This is a genomic window from Paenirhizobium cremeum (assembly GCF_022884085.1).
GTDB classification, from domain to species: domain Bacteria; phylum Pseudomonadota; class Alphaproteobacteria; order Rhizobiales; family Rhizobiaceae; genus Allorhizobium; species Allorhizobium cremeum.
Genome location: NZ_JAGGCS010000003.1, coordinates 60,065 through 76,616, shown reverse-complemented (window position 1 = coordinate 76,616; position 16,552 = coordinate 60,065). Strand labels below are relative to the sequence as shown.

General features: G+C 61.4%; 19 protein-coding genes and 2 tRNA genes. 17 read left to right on the top strand and 4 right to left on the bottom strand.

Annotated features, from left to right (window positions below):
• The 7 genes from J5N58_RS06755 to J5N58_RS06725 are packed head-to-tail and all read left to right on the top strand — an operon-like array spanning position 1 to position 4,289.
• Positions 1 to 453: a nucleoside triphosphate pyrophosphohydrolase family protein gene (locus J5N58_RS06755; RefSeq protein WP_244710182.1), complete on the top strand. Its 453-nt coding sequence runs from the start codon at positions 1 to 3 to the stop codon at positions 451 to 453.
• 13 nt (positions 454 to 466) lie between these two features.
• Positions 467 to 925, top strand: a complete 459-nt coding sequence (locus J5N58_RS06750) for an ASCH domain-containing protein (RefSeq protein ID WP_244710179.1) — start codon at positions 467 to 469, stop codon at positions 923 to 925.
• Positions 918 to 2,036 (top strand): phage Gp37/Gp68 family protein, encoded by a 1,119-nt coding sequence (locus tag J5N58_RS06745; RefSeq protein WP_244710177.1) that lies wholly within the window; start codon positions 918 to 920, stop codon positions 2,034 to 2,036. The genes J5N58_RS06750 and J5N58_RS06745 overlap by 8 nt, the downstream gene beginning before the upstream one ends.
• Complete coding sequence (locus J5N58_RS06740) at positions 2,033 to 2,242, top strand: hypothetical protein (RefSeq protein ID WP_244710175.1); 210 nt, start codon at positions 2,033 to 2,035, stop codon at positions 2,240 to 2,242. The genes J5N58_RS06745 and J5N58_RS06740 overlap by 4 nt, the downstream gene beginning before the upstream one ends.
• The gene (locus J5N58_RS06735) at positions 2,226 to 2,504 is read left to right on the top strand and encodes a helix-turn-helix transcriptional regulator (RefSeq protein ID WP_244710173.1); all 279 of its coding nucleotides are present in this window, start codon (positions 2,226 to 2,228) and stop codon (positions 2,502 to 2,504) included. The genes J5N58_RS06740 and J5N58_RS06735 overlap by 17 nt, the downstream gene beginning before the upstream one ends.
• Positions 2,501 to 3,634, top strand: a complete 1,134-nt coding sequence (locus J5N58_RS06730) for a tyrosine-type recombinase/integrase (protein WP_244710171.1) — start codon at positions 2,501 to 2,503, stop codon at positions 3,632 to 3,634. The genes J5N58_RS06735 and J5N58_RS06730 overlap by 4 nt, the downstream gene beginning before the upstream one ends.
• A gap of 37 nt (positions 3,635 to 3,671) precedes the next feature.
• The gene (locus J5N58_RS06725) at positions 3,672 to 4,289 is read left to right on the top strand and encodes a hypothetical protein (RefSeq protein WP_244710169.1); all 618 of its coding nucleotides are present in this window, start codon (positions 3,672 to 3,674) and stop codon (positions 4,287 to 4,289) included.
• 31 nt (positions 4,290 to 4,320) lie between these two features.
• On the opposite strand, the gene J5N58_RS06720 is transcribed toward J5N58_RS06725, so the two are convergent.
• Both J5N58_RS06720 and J5N58_RS06715 read right to left on the bottom strand, forming a co-directional pair.
• Positions 4,321 to 4,394: transfer RNA gene (locus J5N58_RS06720), tRNA-Cys, on the bottom strand.
• 177 nt (positions 4,395 to 4,571) lie between these two features.
• Positions 4,572 to 4,856 (bottom strand): hypothetical protein, encoded by a 285-nt coding sequence (locus J5N58_RS06715; RefSeq protein WP_112830218.1) that lies wholly within the window; start codon positions 4,854 to 4,856, stop codon positions 4,572 to 4,574.
• Positions 4,857 to 5,017: 161 nt separating this feature from the next.
• Between J5N58_RS06715 and J5N58_RS06710 the strand changes: the two genes are divergently transcribed.
• The 7 genes from J5N58_RS06710 to J5N58_RS06680 all read left to right on the top strand — a co-directional run bounded on the left by J5N58_RS06710 (position 5,018) and on the right by J5N58_RS06680 (position 11,227).
• Positions 5,018 to 5,092, top strand: a tRNA-Asn gene (locus J5N58_RS06710).
• A 148-nt stretch (positions 5,093 to 5,240) separates the two neighbouring features.
• Positions 5,241 to 5,462, top strand: coding sequence for a hypothetical protein (locus J5N58_RS06705; RefSeq protein ID WP_113448615.1), 222 nt, complete (start codon positions 5,241 to 5,243; stop codon positions 5,460 to 5,462).
• Positions 5,463 to 5,670: 208 nt separating this feature from the next.
• Positions 5,671 to 7,113 carry a cryptochrome/photolyase family protein gene (locus J5N58_RS06700; RefSeq protein ID WP_113437818.1) on the top strand — a complete coding sequence of 481 codons (1,443 nt, stop codon included), beginning with the start codon at positions 5,671 to 5,673 and terminating at the stop codon, positions 7,111 to 7,113.
• A gap of 215 nt (positions 7,114 to 7,328) precedes the next feature.
• Positions 7,329 to 8,369, top strand: a complete 1,041-nt coding sequence (locus J5N58_RS06695; RefSeq protein ID WP_112830221.1) for a cysteine synthase A — start codon at positions 7,329 to 7,331, stop codon at positions 8,367 to 8,369.
• A gap of 4 nt (positions 8,370 to 8,373) precedes the next feature.
• Positions 8,374 to 9,111, top strand: coding sequence for an alanyl-tRNA editing protein (locus J5N58_RS06690; RefSeq protein WP_113425714.1), 738 nt, complete (start codon positions 8,374 to 8,376; stop codon positions 9,109 to 9,111).
• Positions 9,112 to 9,150: 39 nt separating this feature from the next.
• Positions 9,151 to 10,584 (top strand): 3-mercaptopyruvate sulfurtransferase, encoded by a 1,434-nt coding sequence (gene sseA / locus J5N58_RS06685; protein ID WP_113425713.1) that lies wholly within the window; start codon positions 9,151 to 9,153, stop codon positions 10,582 to 10,584.
• Positions 10,585 to 10,756: 172 nt separating this feature from the next.
• Entirely contained in the window at positions 10,757 to 11,227 is a 471-nt protein-coding gene (locus J5N58_RS06680; RefSeq protein WP_244710167.1) for a DUF1203 domain-containing protein, read from the top strand.
• Positions 11,228 to 11,330: 103 nt separating this feature from the next.
• Here the strand turns inward: J5N58_RS06680 and ald are convergent, their stop codons facing one another.
• Positions 11,331 to 12,449: an alanine dehydrogenase gene (gene ald / locus J5N58_RS06675; protein ID WP_113425712.1), complete on the bottom strand. Its 1,119-nt coding sequence runs from the start codon at positions 12,447 to 12,449 to the stop codon at positions 11,331 to 11,333.
• A gap of 157 nt (positions 12,450 to 12,606) precedes the next feature.
• Between ald and J5N58_RS06670 the strand changes: the two genes are divergently transcribed.
• Together J5N58_RS06670 and J5N58_RS06665 are read left to right on the top strand one after the other, a co-directional pair.
• Positions 12,607 to 13,068 (top strand): Lrp/AsnC family transcriptional regulator, encoded by a 462-nt coding sequence (locus J5N58_RS06670; protein ID WP_113339612.1) that lies wholly within the window; start codon positions 12,607 to 12,609, stop codon positions 13,066 to 13,068.
• 104 nt (positions 13,069 to 13,172) lie between these two features.
• Positions 13,173 to 13,508, top strand: coding sequence for a PilZ domain-containing protein (locus J5N58_RS06665; protein WP_244710165.1), 336 nt, complete (start codon positions 13,173 to 13,175; stop codon positions 13,506 to 13,508).
• A gap of 74 nt (positions 13,509 to 13,582) precedes the next feature.
• Here the strand turns inward: J5N58_RS06665 and J5N58_RS06660 are convergent, their stop codons facing one another.
• Positions 13,583 to 14,353, bottom strand: coding sequence for a hypothetical protein (locus J5N58_RS06660; protein ID WP_244710163.1), 771 nt, complete (start codon positions 14,351 to 14,353; stop codon positions 13,583 to 13,585).
• A 207-nt stretch (positions 14,354 to 14,560) separates the two neighbouring features.
• Between J5N58_RS06660 and J5N58_RS06655 the strand changes: the two genes are divergently transcribed.
• Entirely contained in the window at positions 14,561 to 16,549 is a 1,989-nt protein-coding gene (locus J5N58_RS06655) for a bifunctional 2',3'-cyclic-nucleotide 2'-phosphodiesterase/3'-nucleotidase (RefSeq protein ID WP_244710161.1), read from the top strand.
• Positions 16,550 to 16,552: the final 3 nt, after the last annotated feature.

Sequence of the window (16,552 nt, the reverse complement as noted above, 5' to 3'; positions counted from 1 at the left end):
ATGGAAAACGACAAAGCAATCAATCGGATTAGCGCGGACCACGTTCTGAGGATGAAACAAAAGGCAGACCATCCACAGAATGCGCTCGACGTCTATCAGCAGATCGCCACCCGTAGCGCCATCTATCCCGGCCAGGGAACGCCGCTCGGCCTCGTCTACGTGGCGTTGAAAATGAACGGCGAGGCCGGCGAGCTTGCCGAACATGTCGGCAAGGCCATGCGCGACGACGGCCTAACCGCGCCCATCGGTTTCGGCAATGGCGTCGAATTCGAAAATCTCACCGAAGCCCGTCGCACCCTCATCATCAAGGAAATCGGAGATGTCCTCTGGTATCTCTCCGCCGCCTGCAACGAACTTTGCGTCAACCTCTCTGAAGTTGCGCAGATGAACATCGAGAAGCTCTACGACCGCGGGCAACGCAACGCCCTCTCCGGCTCCGGTGACGAGCGATAGGGGGCGGCGAAGCATGACCGACCCCACCCTTCCCAAACTCGCCCTCTCCGTTCGCCAGCCCTGGACATGGGCTATCGTCCACGCCGGCAAGTCGATCGAGAACCGTGACTGGAAGCGCGGCAATCCCGGCCTGAAATTTCGCGGCCCCGTCTGCCTGCATGCCTCGGCCGGGATGACGCGGGCCGAATATGCCGATGCCCGTCACTTCATCCTGTCGATCGGTATTGCCGATGTTCCCGCCTTCGAGGATCTCCAGCGCGGCGGCATCGTCGGCGCCACCAACATCGTCGATGTCGTGACGGCCCATGACAGCGACTGGTTCTTCGGCCCCGTCGGCCTCGTCCTCGAGGATAGCCACCCGGTCGATTTCATCCCCGTCGTCGGCGCGCTCGGCTTCTTCGAGTGGCGCCCGCGCGCGATCCGCGACGCCACCTCCAAATCTCGTGATGGGAAAGGCCTCTTCGATGTCTGACGGAACCAGGATCGAATGGACCGATGCGACATGGAACCCGATCACCGGCTGTTCCGTCGTCTCGCCCGGCTGCACCAATTGCTACGCCATGAAGCTCGCCGGCACGCGCCTGAAGCACCATGAGAGCCGCGCTGGCCTCACGAAGGAATCGAAGGCCGGCCCCGTCTGGACCGGCGAGGTACGCTTCAACGAGCAATGGCTGGAGCAACCGCTGCGCTGGACGAAACCCCGCATGATCTTCGTCTGCGCCCACGGCGACCTGTTCGCCGAGGGCGTGCCGGACGAATGGATCGACCAGGTCTTCGCCGTCATGGCGCTCGCCCCGCAGCACACGTTTCAGGTGCTGACCAAGCGGCCGGAGCGGATGCGGGACTATCTGCGCCGGCCAATCTCTCGAATCCATAACGCTGTTGCCATTCTGGCCACGCGCGATGAGCCCAATTCACGGGAGGAGTTCTATCGCCAGTGGCCGGAGTGCAAAATCGAGGCGTTCATTCCTGCGCCGGTAGCAAGACGCCTGCGCGCAGGCTGGCCTCTTCCCAACGTCTGGCTCGGCGTCTCCGTCGAAGACCAGAAGCGCGCCGACGAACGCATCCCGATCCTGCTCGACACCCCGGCCGCAATCCGCTGGATCAGCGCCGAGCCGCTGCTCGGGCCGGTGGACCTGAGGGCTGCACTACTGCTTTCCGACGACAACAAGCCGCTCTTCTTCAACCCGCCACGGAACCATATCGACTGGGTCGTCGCCGGCGGCGAGAGCGGCCCCGGCGCTCGGCCGATGCATCCGGACTGGGTGAGATCCCTGCGGGACCAGTGCAAGGCGGCCGCGGTACCGTTCCTGTTCAAGCAATGGGGAGAGTGGTGGGAAGTCTGGTCCGAAATGCGAGACGAGAACGGCAACCACCTCGTTGTAGACGCAGACAGTCACGAAGCCTCGGAGTTGTGGGACGAACACTTCGACTGCCTCATAACCCACGACGGCCGACGCTTTACGCCGGAGACACTTCCGGAAGACACTCTCGGTCGCCTGATGAGCCGTATCGGCAAGCGCGCCACCGGCCGCCTTCTCGACGGCGTCGAGCACAACGCCTTCCCGGTGACCGGACGATGACGGCCCTGCCCTATATCTATCGCTGGAACCGGCAGGGCCGCAAAGGCCAGCCCTGTGACGTGCTGGCACGCGGAACGATGAATTCGTGCTGCGTCCGCTTCGCCGATGGCTACACCATGGTCACCAGCCGGAATGCGCTGATGCGAAACCGCGCCGTCTCTGTGGATTGCGGGGAAAAGGAAGGACATCATGTCGACCAGCATTGACATGCAGCGACCCGTGCCGCGCCTTGCCTTGAGCAGGGCCGAGGTTGCGATTGCGATCGGCGTTTGCGGCAATACGGTCGACCAGATGGTTGAGGAGGGTTTCCTGCCCCAACCGCGTCGCTTCCACCGGCGCAAGGTCTGGCTGGTCGCCGACATCGCCGCCGCAATGCAGGCTTGGCCCGAGGATGAGACCGGCCGCAAGGCGACGGTGACCAAGGGAGATGGGGGCGGACACGTCGATGAGTGGCGGGCCACCCCATGATGGACGTGGCCAATATCGACCTTCCCTATGTGGAGAAAAACCCGAGCCGTCACGGCAAGGTGCGCTATTTCCTGCGCATCGCCGGCAAGCGCATCTGCCGTCTGCCCGACGATATCAATAGCGAGGAGTTCTCCAGCGCCTATTGGGCGGCCAGAAAGGCAGCAGGGAAGCCCGCTGAGAGCGTTTCGCGCCCTCGGCCGATATCCGTGACCGTCAGGCCGGAAAGCTTCAAATGGCTCACCATGGCCTATATGAAGGCATCCGCCTTCACCATGCTGGACGAAACGACCCAGGCGAAGCGGCGGGCTATCATCGAATCGATGTGGGACGAACCTCTCGACCGGTCAAAGCCGGACGGCGCGAAGTTCGCGGATATGCCGATGATTAGGCTCGACCGCGGAAACATCGAAGTCCTGCGCGACAGGAAGCGCGATACACCGTTCGCCGCCGACGAACGCCTCAAGATCCTGCGGCAGGTGATGGATACCACGGGACCGGACGGGAAACCCTATGTCGAGAACACGGCCCGCCTGGTCGATTCGTTCCGCGTCCATTCCGACGGCCACCACACCATCACGTCAGACGAGATTGCACAGTACATCGCCCGCCATGGGCCACAATCGAAAGCGGTTCTGGCCATGGCTCTGATGATGTTCACCGGTTTCCGCGTGTCGGATCTGGCCGTCATCGGTCCGCAGCATCGCCGCAACGACATGTTCAGGCTACGCCTGTTCAAGAATCGCAACCGCACGCCCGTCGATATCGAGATCGCGCTGCATCCGATCCTCGAGGCGGTCCTCGACAGCCACAAGGTCAAGGGCCTGACCTATCTCCAGACGGAATACGGCAAACCGTTCTCCGTCAAGGGTCTCGGAAATCGCATCTCGGCATGGTTCGAGCAGGCAGGCCTGCCCCACTGCACCGCCCATTCCGTTCGCAAGGGGCTTGCGACCGATCAGGCCCACAACGAAGCAACCGATTCGATGCTCGAAGCGATGTTCGGCTGGCGCGACGGAAAGACCTCGAAGATCTACACCCGCAACGCCGAACGCGCCCGCCTCGCCCGCCTCGCCGTGTCAAAGATCAACTGGGATGGCATTGGCGCGAAACTGCTAGCCTCGGATGGATGAGAGGCGCTATATTTTCCACTAAATCAAGGATATGACGGTGGAAACTGAAAGCAAAAAGCTCAAATACATTGAGAGAAACATCAACAGACACGAAAGTGTTAGGTATTACTTTAGACATCCTCTCATTGGCCGCATCAGGCTTCCAGATCCATACTCGGACCATGACCATTTTCTGCCGATATACAAAAAATGTTTGCGGCAGCTAAAGGCGGAACAGCAGCGCGTCTTCGGCAAGCCCGAGAAAAAGCGACGCGCTCGCCCCTTCCCCTTGAACCCGTTTCCCCAATACGCCTCCTACTGCAAGCAAAGAGCGCAGAGGAAAGGCATTCCTTTTCACCTTTCGGCCCATTGGTTTCGGAAGACACTGGAGAAGCAGGAAGGGAAACGCGCCGTTAGTGGGATACCGATGACCCTCAAAGCGGACAAAGGACCTAAGTCGCCCTATCAGGTGAGCGTGGATCGCATCGACCATAATCGGGGATATGAACCATCAAACTGCCGCCTTGTGATTTTGGCGGTCAATTTAGCGATGAATACTTGGGGGGAAAAAGTCTTTCGTGAGATCGCGACGAGAACGGTGCAGGAACAGACTGCTGCCACACCACCAAAAGGGTCCGGTTCCAATCTGCCACACCTAGATTATTTTGCAGAATAATCAAAGGCATAGAAGATGCTGTGTGTATGGTTGGAGGCCTCGCCCGGAATCGAACCGGGGTGCAAGGATTTGCAGTCCTCTGCGTAACCACTCCGCCACGAGGCCATTTCCAAACTTAAAAGCGTGTGGTGGCGCGGATTTAGACGGGATACCGGGAAACCGCAAGAGGGATTTTCCGAAATTCTACCTTTTAATTGTTCGAAACTACGCTCACGTCGAGATGACCGATGTAACAGCGGGAGAAGGCTCCCCGAGCAAGCGGCGAGCCGCATGCAGCGGTCCTCAACCCCGCCCGGCCCGGTTCACCTGTGGATAACGTTTGCGCCACCAGATCGCCATCCGGCGTCTTTTCCGGCGGACGGCGGGAAGATCGTGCGAAAGCACGAGAAGACCGAGAGGCACCATCCAGAATCCGAGCACCGGCAGGAAGCCCAGTATGCCACCGCCGATCAGCAGGGACCCGGTTGCGATGCGACCGGCCCGAGAGCGGGGAAACGGCAGTTCGAAACGGCCGAGCACAAGTTTTCCACGCTCGCCATCGATACGGTAATTCCCTTTGCCAGCCATTCGAAACCCTTTGGATTCATCGAAAAACGCACCGGAAGGCGTCCCGCAAGAAATGGGTAGCGGAAGAAATTATGCAAGCTGTCACATTTTTTTTCAAAAAAGCGCTTGGCAAATCGAACGCGCATTTGTATTACCCCGCTCACGCCGCGGCAAGCGGTTGTTCCCTGGTAGCTCAGCGGTAGAGCACTCGACTGTTAATCGATAGGTCGTCGGTTCGAATCCGACCCGGGGAGCCAAAGAATTCAAGGCCTGCGCAGAGATGCGCGGGCCTTTTTCGTTTCGCCCCGACCGCTGGCGGCATCTCTTTTTGGCAGTGCGAAACCCCCTCTTCATTTTTGCCTGATATCAAAACAGCCATAATATTCTGATTAGGAGAAAAGACATATGTGGCTCCAGCTTCATGACGGGGATGGCTTCCCCTTCTTCGTGAACATGGACAATGTGGTGGACTTCCGCTGGTACGAACGGGAAAAATACACCTGCCTCCTGACGACCGCGCCGGTCGCGGAAAAGCTTCATCGGCTCTATGTCCGGGAAAGTGCGGCAGAAATCATGAAAATGATTAGCGAGCAGCAGGTGCGGAGGGCGCGCCTTACGGCTGCCTGACGAAACCCTTCGTCATTTCGGAGATAAAACATTGCGGGCGGAGCCGGAGCCGGTCCGCCCGCTTTGCTGTTTGCGCCTCGGCAACCCTCGTGCGGATCGCCCTGGCGGTCGCCGACGGCGTTGCAGGCGGAAAATTGCATATGGCTCTGATCCACTGCCGCGCGACTGCGTAGACTCATGGAGACGCAGCAGATTCGGGCAATACCTCATGACTTCCCGCAGCCAGGCGCCGATCCTTGTCTGGTTCCGCAAGGATCTCCGGCTCCATGACAATCTAGCACTGGCCACCGCGCGGGAAAGCGGCCGGCCGGTCATTCCCGTCTATATTCTGGAACCCAAAGCGGCCGGAACCGGGCCGCTCGGAGCGGCCCAGGCCTGGTGGCTCCATCATTCCCTGGTGTCTCTTTCAACCTCGCTCGAGGAGATCGGCAGCCGGCTCACCTTTCGCCACGGTTCAGCCGAGGCCGTGCTGGGATCGCTGATTGCGGAAACCGGCGCGACCGCAGTCTATTGGAACCGCCGCTACGACCCGCCGGGCGTCGCTATCGATACCGCGCTCAAGGAAACGCTGACCACGCATGGGCTGACGGTGCGCAGCTTCTCCGGTCAGCTGCTGCACGAGCCATCCAGAATGCGGACCGGCGGCGGAACGCCTTACCGCGTATACACGCCGTTCTGGAAAGCACTCGATGCCTCCGGCGAACCGCCTGAGCCCCTTTCGGCGCCAATCTCCCTGGCGGGGCCGACCGTGTGGCCGCGGAGCGAGGATATCGCGTGCTGGACGCTGCTGCCCAGGCAGCCCGACTGGGCGGCGGAATTTTCCGACGTCTGGCAGCCCGGCGAACCCGGCGCGCGCAAGCGACTGGCCTCTTTCATCGAGCAGGGGCTTGCGGGTTACCGTCACGGACGCGACTTTCCGGCACGGCCGCACACCTCGAAGCTTTCACCCCATCTGGCGTTCGGCGAAATCTCGCCGGCGGAGGTCTGGCATGCCACGCGGGGGCTTGGCGGACGCATCGATGCGGAGGACGTCGTTCATTTCCGCAAGGAACTCGCCTGGCGCGACTTCTCCTATCACCTGCTTTTCCATTTCCCGCATCTCTCGACGAGAAACTGGAATCCACGATTCGATCGCTTTTACTGGTCGGGCTCGCCGGATTTCTTCCGGCGATGGACCGAGGGTCGGACCGGCTATCCGATCGTCGATGCCGGAATGCGCGAACTCTGGCGGCACGGCACAATGCATAACCGTGTGCGGATGATTGCGGCTTCCTTCCTCATCAAGGACCTGCTGATCGACTGGCGGGAGGGCGAACGCTGGTTCCGCGACACACTTGTCGATGCCGATCCCGCCTCCAATGCGGCGAGCTGGCAATGGGTTGCGGGCTCGGGCGCCGATGCGGCCCCGTTCTTCCGTATCTTCAACCCGATCACCCAAGGCGAAAAATTCGATCCGGACGGCGATTACGTGCGCCGCTTCGTGCCGGAACTCGCCGGCCTCGACGCCAGATACATCCACAAACCGTTCGAGGCACCGCAGGCCGTACTTGTCGAGGCGGGCATCAGGCTCGGTGAGAGCTACCCGCTTCCGATCGTCGATCACCGGAAGGCGCGGGAGATCGCGATGGCCGCCTATCAATCCCTGCCTTAAGAATACCTCCTTCGATAATTTCGGTCCTTGAGGGCCGTCAATCGAGCCCCCGGCAAAACCGCCTCCGGCTTGGCATGGTTTTTCAGAAGCAGGGACCGCGTTGAAATGCGTTTTCTTGCCATCGTGCGCTTGTGGCCGGAAAAGTCCCCCCTTAGGGTCAAAAATTCGATCAGGGTTTTGGCCCTATCTTCCGTGCAAGAGAAGGCAGATCCTCCATGGCATTTCATCCATCCGTCATCGAAGCCATCGGCAATACGCCGCTTATCCGCCTGAAGGCTGCTTCGCAGGCGACCGGCTGCACCATTCTGGGCAAGGCCGAGTTCCTCAATCCGGGCCAGTCGGTGAAGGATCGCGCCGCGCTCTTCATTATCCGCGATGCGGAGCGCCGCGGCCTGCTTCGTCCGGGTGGGGTGATCGTCGAGGGTACGGCCGGCAATACCGGTATCGGCCTGACGCTGGTCGCCAGGGCGCTCGGCTATCGCACCGTGATCGTGATCCCGGAAACCCAGAGCCAGGAAAAGAAGGACGCGCTGAGGCTGCTCGGCGCCGAACTGGTCGAGGTTCCGGCTGTCCCCTACAAGAACCCCAACAACTATGTGAAGCTTTCGGGACGGCTCGCCGCACAGCTCGCCAAGAGCGAGCCGAACGGCGCGATCTGGGCGAACCAGTTCGACAACACCGTAAACCGCGACGCGCATATCGCCACCACGGCCCGCGAGATCTACGAGCAGACCAACGGCGAGGTGGACGGCTTCATCTGCGCCGTCGGCTCCGGCGGCACGCTTGCCGGAACCGGCGCCGGCCTTCGCAACCTCAAGCCGGAGGTGAAGATCGGCATTGCCGATCCGGAGGGAGCGGCACTTTACGAATACTACAAGAACGGCGAACTGAAGTCGTCGGGTTCGTCGATCACCGAGGGCATCGGCCAGGGTCGCATCACCGCCAATCTGGAGGGCTTCACCCCCGATTTCGCCTACCAGATCCCGGATTCAGAGGCGCTTCCGATCATTTTCGACCTCGTCGAGAACGAGGGGCTGTGCCTCGGCGGCTCCTCCGGCATCAATATTGCCGGCGCAATCAGGCTTGCGCGCGACCTCGGTCCGGGCCATACCATTGTGACCGTGCTTTGCGACTATGGCACCCGCTATCAGTCGAAGCTCTTCAACCCGGATTTCCTGCGTTCCAAGAACCTGCCGGCACCGGGCTGGATCGGGCACAAGGCACAGTTCCCGTTGCCCTTCGAATCTCCAGAGTGACCTCATGCCGACCACCGCTCTTTACCGCGACGACTTCTATCTCTCGACATGCGAAGCGGTGGTGACGGCGGTTCATGAAGGTGGGGCGGTCGAACTCGATCAGACCTGCTTCTACGCGACCTCGGGCGGCCAGCCCGGGGATAGCGGTATGTTCGAGCGCGCCGACGGCTCGAAGATCGCCGTCGCCCTCACCCGCCACGGCGAGACCAAGGACATCATTCTGCATCAGGTCGCCGAGGGGGAGGCCCTGCCATCGGTCGGAGAAAAGCTGGTGCTGCATATCGACTGGCCACGGCGCTACAAGCTGATGCGCATGCATGCCGCCTGCCATCTTCTCTCCGTCGTCTGCCCCTATCCGATCACCGGCGCGGCGGTCGGCGAAGACGAGAGCCGGGTCGACTTCGACATGACGGAGACGATCGACAAGGATCAGGTAACCGCAGAGTTGATGCGGCTCGTTTCGGAAAACCACCCTATCTACGTGCAGTGGATCACCGACGAGGAACTGATCGCCAATCCCGGCATCGTCAAGTCGAAGAATGTTCGCCCGCCTGTCGGCATGGGGCGCGTCAGCCTTGTCTGCATCGGCGAGAATTCGAGCGTTGACAGCCAGCCCTGCGGCGGCACACATGTTTCGGAGACCCAGGAGGTCGGGGCGATTCATATCGCCAAGATCGAGAAAAAGGGCAGGGAAAACCGGCGGTTCCGTATCCGCTTCGGCACTCCGGACGCTTCCGCCTGACACAAAGGGTCGAGACTCATTCAACATTGGGAGAAGAGCATGCCCGCGGAGAAAAGCCGTTTCGTCGTGTCCGCCGACTGGGTGGAAAAACAACTCGGCGCGCCGGAATTCCGAATTGTCGATGCCTCCTGGTATCTGCCCGCCCATAATCGCAACGGCGCGGCGGAATATGCCGCCGGTCATATTCCGGGCGCCGTGTTCTTCGACCAGGATGCGATAGCCGACCAGTCGAGCAAGCTGCCCCATACTCTGCCCACACCGTCCTATTTTGCCGAGGAAGTCGGCAAGCTCGGCATTTCCGCCAGCGACACCATCGTCGTCTACGACGGTCCCGGCTTCCTTGCTGCCCCGCGGGCCTGGTGGATGTTCCGCGTCATGGGCGCGAAGAACGTCTATGTCCTCGACGGAGGCCTCGACGGCTGGAAGGCGAGCGGCCGGCCGCTTGAAACCGACCTGCCGGAACCGAAACCCGCCACTTTCGAGATCAGCTTCGACCGCAAGCGCGTAACCTCGTTCCAGCAGATGCAGGATATCGTCGAGACCGGCTCGCGGCAGATCGCGGACGCCCGCTCGGCCGGCCGCTTCACCGGACAGGAAGCGGAACCCCGCGCCGGAATGCGCTCCGGCCACATGCCGGGCGCCCGCAGCATTCCCTCCTCGGTGCTGTCGGAAAACGGCCATCTGAAGGATCTGGCGACCCTGCGCTCGATCTTCGCCACCGCTGGCGTCGATCTTTCCGCGCCCGTGGTCACGAGCTGCGGATCGGGCGTCACGGCGGCGGTCATCACGCTGGCGCTGGAATCGCTCGGCCATACCGACAATACGCTCTATGACGGCTCATGGTCGGAGTGGGGCTCGAAGGAGGAAACGCCTGTCGTCACCGGTCCCGCCGAGCCGATCGCCGCCTCGGCCCACGGCCCCCTCACCGCACACGTGACCAAGCTGGAAATGACGGCGCCGCCGAAGGCCAGCCTGCCGGTTCCGGTCAACATCCAGACCGCCATCATGCGGACGCACGAGATTCCGCTGCCCTTCTACCGTTTCCTGCATCGTCAGGTCGGAGCCCGGTGGCACTGGTATACCCGGCTCAGGATGACCGACGCCGAACTCAAAGCGACGATCCACGATCCCCGGGTCAGCATATCCGTGCTTTACGTCAACGGAGCGCCGGCCGGCTTTTTCGAGCTTTCCCAGCAGACCGAGGAACTCGTGGAGCTTTCCTATTTCGGGCTGATCGAACATGCGCTCGGGCTCGGGCTCGGCAAGTGGTTCCTCCTGCAGGCGCTTTATTCCGCCTGGCAGGCCAACCCGAAGAAAGTGGTCGTGACCACCAACTCGCTGGATCATCCGCGCGCCCTGCAGCTTTACCAGCAGTTCGGCTTCTCTCCGGTCGAGACCTCCAGCGCGCTGGTCGACCCGATCAGCGAAACCGAACTCCTGCAGCTCCTCAAGCGCGACAACACCGCGCTCTGATCCAGGCCTGAACGCGAAAAAGCCGCGACGGACGGAGTTGTCGAAACCAGGAGGGCGGGCAGAGAGGGAGAGCCGCGAAATCCTGGCGGATATCGGCCAGCACGGCAAGAATCGGGTGGGCGAGGTTCCTTGCGAACGGGACAATGGGGTTCCATCACAAGGAAGCACACTCATGACGACCATCACGTTCACCGCCATGCCAAGCGATCAGGCCTCGTCCTACCGACGCGGGGAAGCGGATGCCTACGGTCTTGCGCCCGAGCGGCGCATGACGACCGGCTCCGGCTATCCCTGCCGCCATTGCCTCGACGAGATCGCGGACGGCGAGCCCTACCTCACGCTTGCCTATCGCCCCTTCCCTGCTCTCCAGCCCTATGCCGAGACCGGGCCGATTTTCCTGCATGCCGAGGAATGCCCTCGCCATGCCGGGGAAGACGTACCGCCAATTCTCGAAAGCAGTCCGGATTACATCCTGCGCGGCTACGGTCATGACGACCGCATCGTTTACGGCACGGGCGCCGTCACCCTTCGCGAGAACGTCAGCGCACGCGCCGCCGAACTTCTGGCACGGCCGGACATTGCCTATGTGCATGTCCGCTCCGCCCGTAACAATTGTTATCAGTGCCGCATCGACCGGGCCTGAGCGGGAACGAAAAAAGGGCCGGCCGATGGAAGAGCCGGCCCTTTCGGCCACGGCCACGCCGAAGAAGCGGACCTGACATCGCGCTTGCCGTGGCAGTCTTTTCTCAGGCGACGTTCAACGCCAGCTCCGGCGCCTGAAGATCGTAGCCGAGCGCTTCCGCGACGGGCCTGTTGGTGACACGACCCCTGTGCACATTGAGGCCATTGCGCAGGTGCCGGTCTTCGGCAATCGCGCGCAGGCCCTTGTCGGCGAGAGCAAGACCATGCGCCAGCGTGGCATTATTGAGCGCATGGGCGGATGTCACGGGAACGGCGCCCGGCATGTTCGCGACGCAGTAATGTACGACGCCGTCGATCTCATAGGTCGGATCGGAGTGCGTGGTGGCGTGGGACGTTTCGAAGCAGCCGCCCTGGTCGATCGCCACGTCGACGATAACCGCTCCCTTCTTCATGCCGGACAGCATCTCGCGGGTCACGAGCTTCGGCGCGGCCGCTCCGGGGATCAGCACTGCGCCGATCACGAGATCGGCAGAAAAGACTTCCTGTTCCAGCGCGTCGATCGTCGAATAGATGGTGTGCACCCGACCGGCGAAAAGTTCGTCGAGCACGCGAAGGCGCGGTAGCGAACGGTCGAGAATGCTCACGTCCGCACCGAGGCCGGCGGCCATGCGGGCGGCATGCAGGCCGACCACGCCGCCACCGATCACGGTCACTTTCGCCGGCAGGACACCCGGGACGCCGCCGAGCAGGATGCCGCGACCGCCATTCGCCTTCTGCAACGCCGTCGCGCCTGCCTGGATAGCGAGACGTCCCGCCACTTCCGACATAGGCGCGAGCAACGGCAGGCCGCCGCGATCGTCGGTGACGGTCTCGTAGGCGACCGCCGTCACGCCGCTCTCCAAAAGCCCCTTTGTCTGCTCCGGATCGGGCGCGAGGTGCAGATAGGTATAGAGGATCTGGCCTTCGCGCAGTTGCACCCATTCGGAGGGTTGCGGCTCCTTGACCTTGACGATCATGTCGGACTTGTCGAACACGTCCTTCGCACTTGCCGCGATCCTGGCGCCGGCTGCCATATAGGCGCCGTCGTCGGCGCCGATGCCGGCCCCCGCCCCCGTTTCGATCAGAACATCGTGACCATGGGCCACGTATTCCCGTACGGCGCCGGGCGTCAGTCCGACCCGGTATTCATGGTTCTTGATTTCCTTGGGGCAGCCTACGCGCATGGGTTCCTCTCTTCTTGCCGGCCTCGCGCCGGTCTGTGGTTGAAGGCGAGAAATTGAAGCATCGAACGGGTGGAATGTCCTTGCAAAATCGGATTGCCAAGAAGGGCTTATTCGCAGAAAATTGCGTAGATACCTATGAAGTTCGAAGGTTACACGAATGAGTGAACTCGACAGCATCGATCTTGCCATTCTGAAGGAGCTTCAGAAAAACGGCCGCATCACCAATGCCGAACTCGCCGAGAAGGTGGGGCTCAGTCCCTCGGCCTGTTCTCGGCGGCACGATATTCTCGAAAAGACGGGTGTCATCAGCGGCTATCACGCGCGGCTGTCGAACAAGGCGATCGAGTACAGGATGATGGTGATCGTCCATATCTCACTGTCGGGACAGTTCGCCAAGACGCTCAACGAGTTCGAGGCGGCGGTCAAACGCTGCCCCAACGTGCTCGTCTGCTACCTGATGTCCGGCGAATACGACTATATCCTCAGGGTCGCGGCCAAGGATCTGGAGGATTACGAACGGATTCACCGGGACTGGCTCTCGGCCCTGCCGCATGTGGTCAAGATCAATTCCAGCTTTGCGCTGCGCGAGGTCATGGACCGCCCGAATGTCGGTCTCTGATGCGGGAAAAATGCAGAACGGATCGGATTTTAGCGATCGTTTTCAACCGGTGGCGACGCCTTGCCTGCATTCTGCCCCGAAACCGAACATCAAGGGGGTATGCGATGGAGCACAGACTTCACGTCGAAGGGCGCAAGGCCAACCGCAGCCGCGTGCGGATGAGGGGCAAGGTCAGGCATCTCAATCAGGAAGCCGAGGGACGTATCTACAACATCTCCCGGACCGGGATAGGGCTCGAACTGATGGGGCGCCTGCACGTGGCAAAGGGCAGCAACGTCATTATCCAGACCGATGACATCGGCCTGATCGAGGGGACCGTCCGCTGGGCTTATGGCGGTTATCTCGGTGTGCAGATCCAACAGAATTCCAATTCGCTGGCACAGATATCGGCCTATTTCCGCAATTTCCACCAGGAAGTTAGGCCGGTTCTCACCCGCTGAGCCAGCGACGGCGGCGAAAAATCCTGTTGGCGACGGGGAGTTCGCCGTGCTCTGCGAGAGGAATCGCCCCCGCTCTATTGCGTCGCGGGGGCGGATTGCTTCAATTCGATGTCGAACGGCTGTATGCTCGCATTGCCGAGCAGATAGCGGAAATCGTTCAGATAGTTACGTGAGCGGGAAACCTCGATGTCGACGGTGCCGCCCGCTCCAGGCTGGTTCTCCGCAAGGCCGCTCAGCGAAAACTGCGCATTGTTGGTATCGCCGACGCCCTCGATCGTCGCGGTCGCCGCACCGGAGGGAACGACCAGCTCGACCTGTTTCTCACCGGCGCCGATGGGCTGGGTGGCCAGCTGCTGGCCGGCTGCGTCCTGCAGGACAACGCGACATTCAACGCATGGACCCGAGATCGCCCCGACATCGAGCAGGACCGTGGCCGGCGGCGCCTCGGTTTTTGACTGGGCGAAAGCGCTGGAAAACGGGAAGGAACTGCCGTTCATCGCCGTCCCGGCGGGGATGACAGAAGTGAACTTGGTCACATCATCGTTCGAAGACGCAGCACCCAGGGTGGAGAGGACAAAGGCGGGAGCCCCGATACCGAGCAGAAAGGCCTTGCCGTTGCTTTCCTCGCGCACGTAGTGCGCAACGAGCCCGCCGATCAGGGCAAGCAACAACAGAATGCCGAGCGAAGCGATCACCGGAACGGCTATGGAAAAGGACGGCTCGTTAACCAGCTTCGCCAACCATAATGCGAATTCGCCTGATTGCGCCCGAACGGCCATACGCGCCAGTTCCGGCGACATTCCCCCGACGGCTCCAGCCACAAAGATGGAACTCCACCACTGCATCCTGTCCCCCTATAAGCAGTTGTCCTACACTCCATTACTCACCTTATAATTGCTTTTATTCTTAAAGACAACCAAAGATAAATGTGACCGATCGCATATGTCGGTGGGGATCGCAAAGGCATCACATCCCTGTCATTTTCGGGATGCACTTCTCGCAAAACAGACATACTCTCCCGGCCCGAGAGGATTTTCATGAAGGAGCCCCCCATGCCGTCTTTGATCGACCTCCATCCGATCTCCCGCCGCTCGTTCATGGGCGGCATCGCAGCCTCCACCGCGCTGATCGCGCTGCACCCCTTCGCAGCTCGGGCCAACGGCAATCAGGCGCATCTGCGCCTCATGGAAACCACCGACATCCACGTCAACGTGATGCCGTACGACTACTATGCCGACAAGCCGAACGACACGATGGGGCTGGCGCGCACGGCAACGCTGATCGATTCGATCCGGGCCGAAGCTGGCAACTCGATCCTTGTCGACAATGGCGACCTGCTCCAGGGCAATCCGATGGGCGACTACATGGCCTACAAGAAGGGCATGAAGGCGGGCGACCTCCACCCGGTCATCAAGGCGATGAACGTACTCGGCTATGATTGCGGCACGCTCGGCAATCACGAGTTCAACTACGGGCTGGACTTCATGGTCAACACCCTGGCGGGGGCGAACTTTCCGATCGTCTGCGCGAATTTCACCAAGGGCCAGCTCGCCAGCGATCCGAAACAGGACGAGCTGCATTTCAAACCCTATGTGATCCTCGAGAAATCGATCCGCGACGGCGCCGGGCAGACGAGCCCGATCAAGATCGGCTTCATCGGCTTCGTGCCGCCGCAGATCATGGTATGGGACGCCAAGAACCTCGAGGGCAAGGGCCAGACGCGCGACATCGTCGAGGCCGCACGGGCATGGGTGCCGGTGATGAAGGAGGAAGGCGCCGACATCGTCGTTGCGCTTTCCCATTCGGGCATCGACGGACACGGACAGACGGAGCGGATGGAAAACGCCTCGCTCTATCTCGCCGGCGTCGAGGGCATCGATGCGGTCTTCACCGGACACCAGCACCTCGTTTTCCCGGGGCCGAAGGATTTCACCGATGTGCCGGGCGCCGACCCGGTCAAGGGTTCGCTGCTCGGCAAGCCCGCGGTGATGGCGGGCTTCTGGGGATCGCATATGGGCCTCATCGACCTGCTCCTCGAAAAGGACGGCAACGGCTGGAAGATCATCGACTTCACCTCGGAGGCGCGCCCGATCTACCATCGCGACGAAAGCCGCAAGATCGTCGCCAACGTCACCGACAAGGCGGAGGTGGAGGCCAGCGTCGCGGCCGAGCATCAGGCAACGCTCGAATATGTGCGCACGCCGGTCGGCAAGACCTCGGCGCCGCTCTATTCCTACTTCGCGCTGGTGGCGGACGATCCCTCCGTGCAGATCGTCTCGAATGCCCAGACCTGGTATGTGAAGGACATGCTGAAGGAGAGCGCCTTCAAGGATCTGCCTCTGCTTTCGGCCGCAGCTCCCTTCAAGGCGGGCGGACGCGGCGGCGCCGATTATTATACCGACGTCGCCGCCGGCGATATCGCCATCAAGAACGTCGCCGATCTCTATCTCTATCCCAACACCGTACAGGCGGTGAAGGTGACGGGCGAGCAGGTGAAGAACTGGCTGGAAATGTCGGCTGGCATATTCAACCAGCTGAAGCCCGGTGAGAAGGATCAGCCGCTAATCAATCCGGATTTCCCGTCCTACAACTTCGACGTGATCGACGGCGTTTCCTACCAGATCGACCTGTCGAAGCCCGCCCGCTTCGACAAGGACGGCAAGCCGGTGCATCCGGAAACGAGCCGTATCGTCAATCTGATGTACGACGGAAAACCGATCGATCCCGGCCAGGAGTTCGTGGTCGCCACCAACAACTATCGCGCTGGAGGCGGCGGAAAGTTCCCGGAAATCGCCGCCGACAAGGTGATCCTCGTCGCGCCGGACACCAACCGCGACGTCGTCGTGCGCTACATCGTCGAACAGGGCACGATCAATCCCTCCGCCGACGGCAACTGGACCTTCGCACCGATGGAAGGAACGACGGCGGTCTTCGAGACAGGTCCGAAAGGCCGCGACTATGCCGCTGCCGTAAAGGGCGCAAGGATCGAGGATGCCGGCAACGGCGCCGATGGCTTCGCCAGGTTCCGGCTCATTCTCTGACCG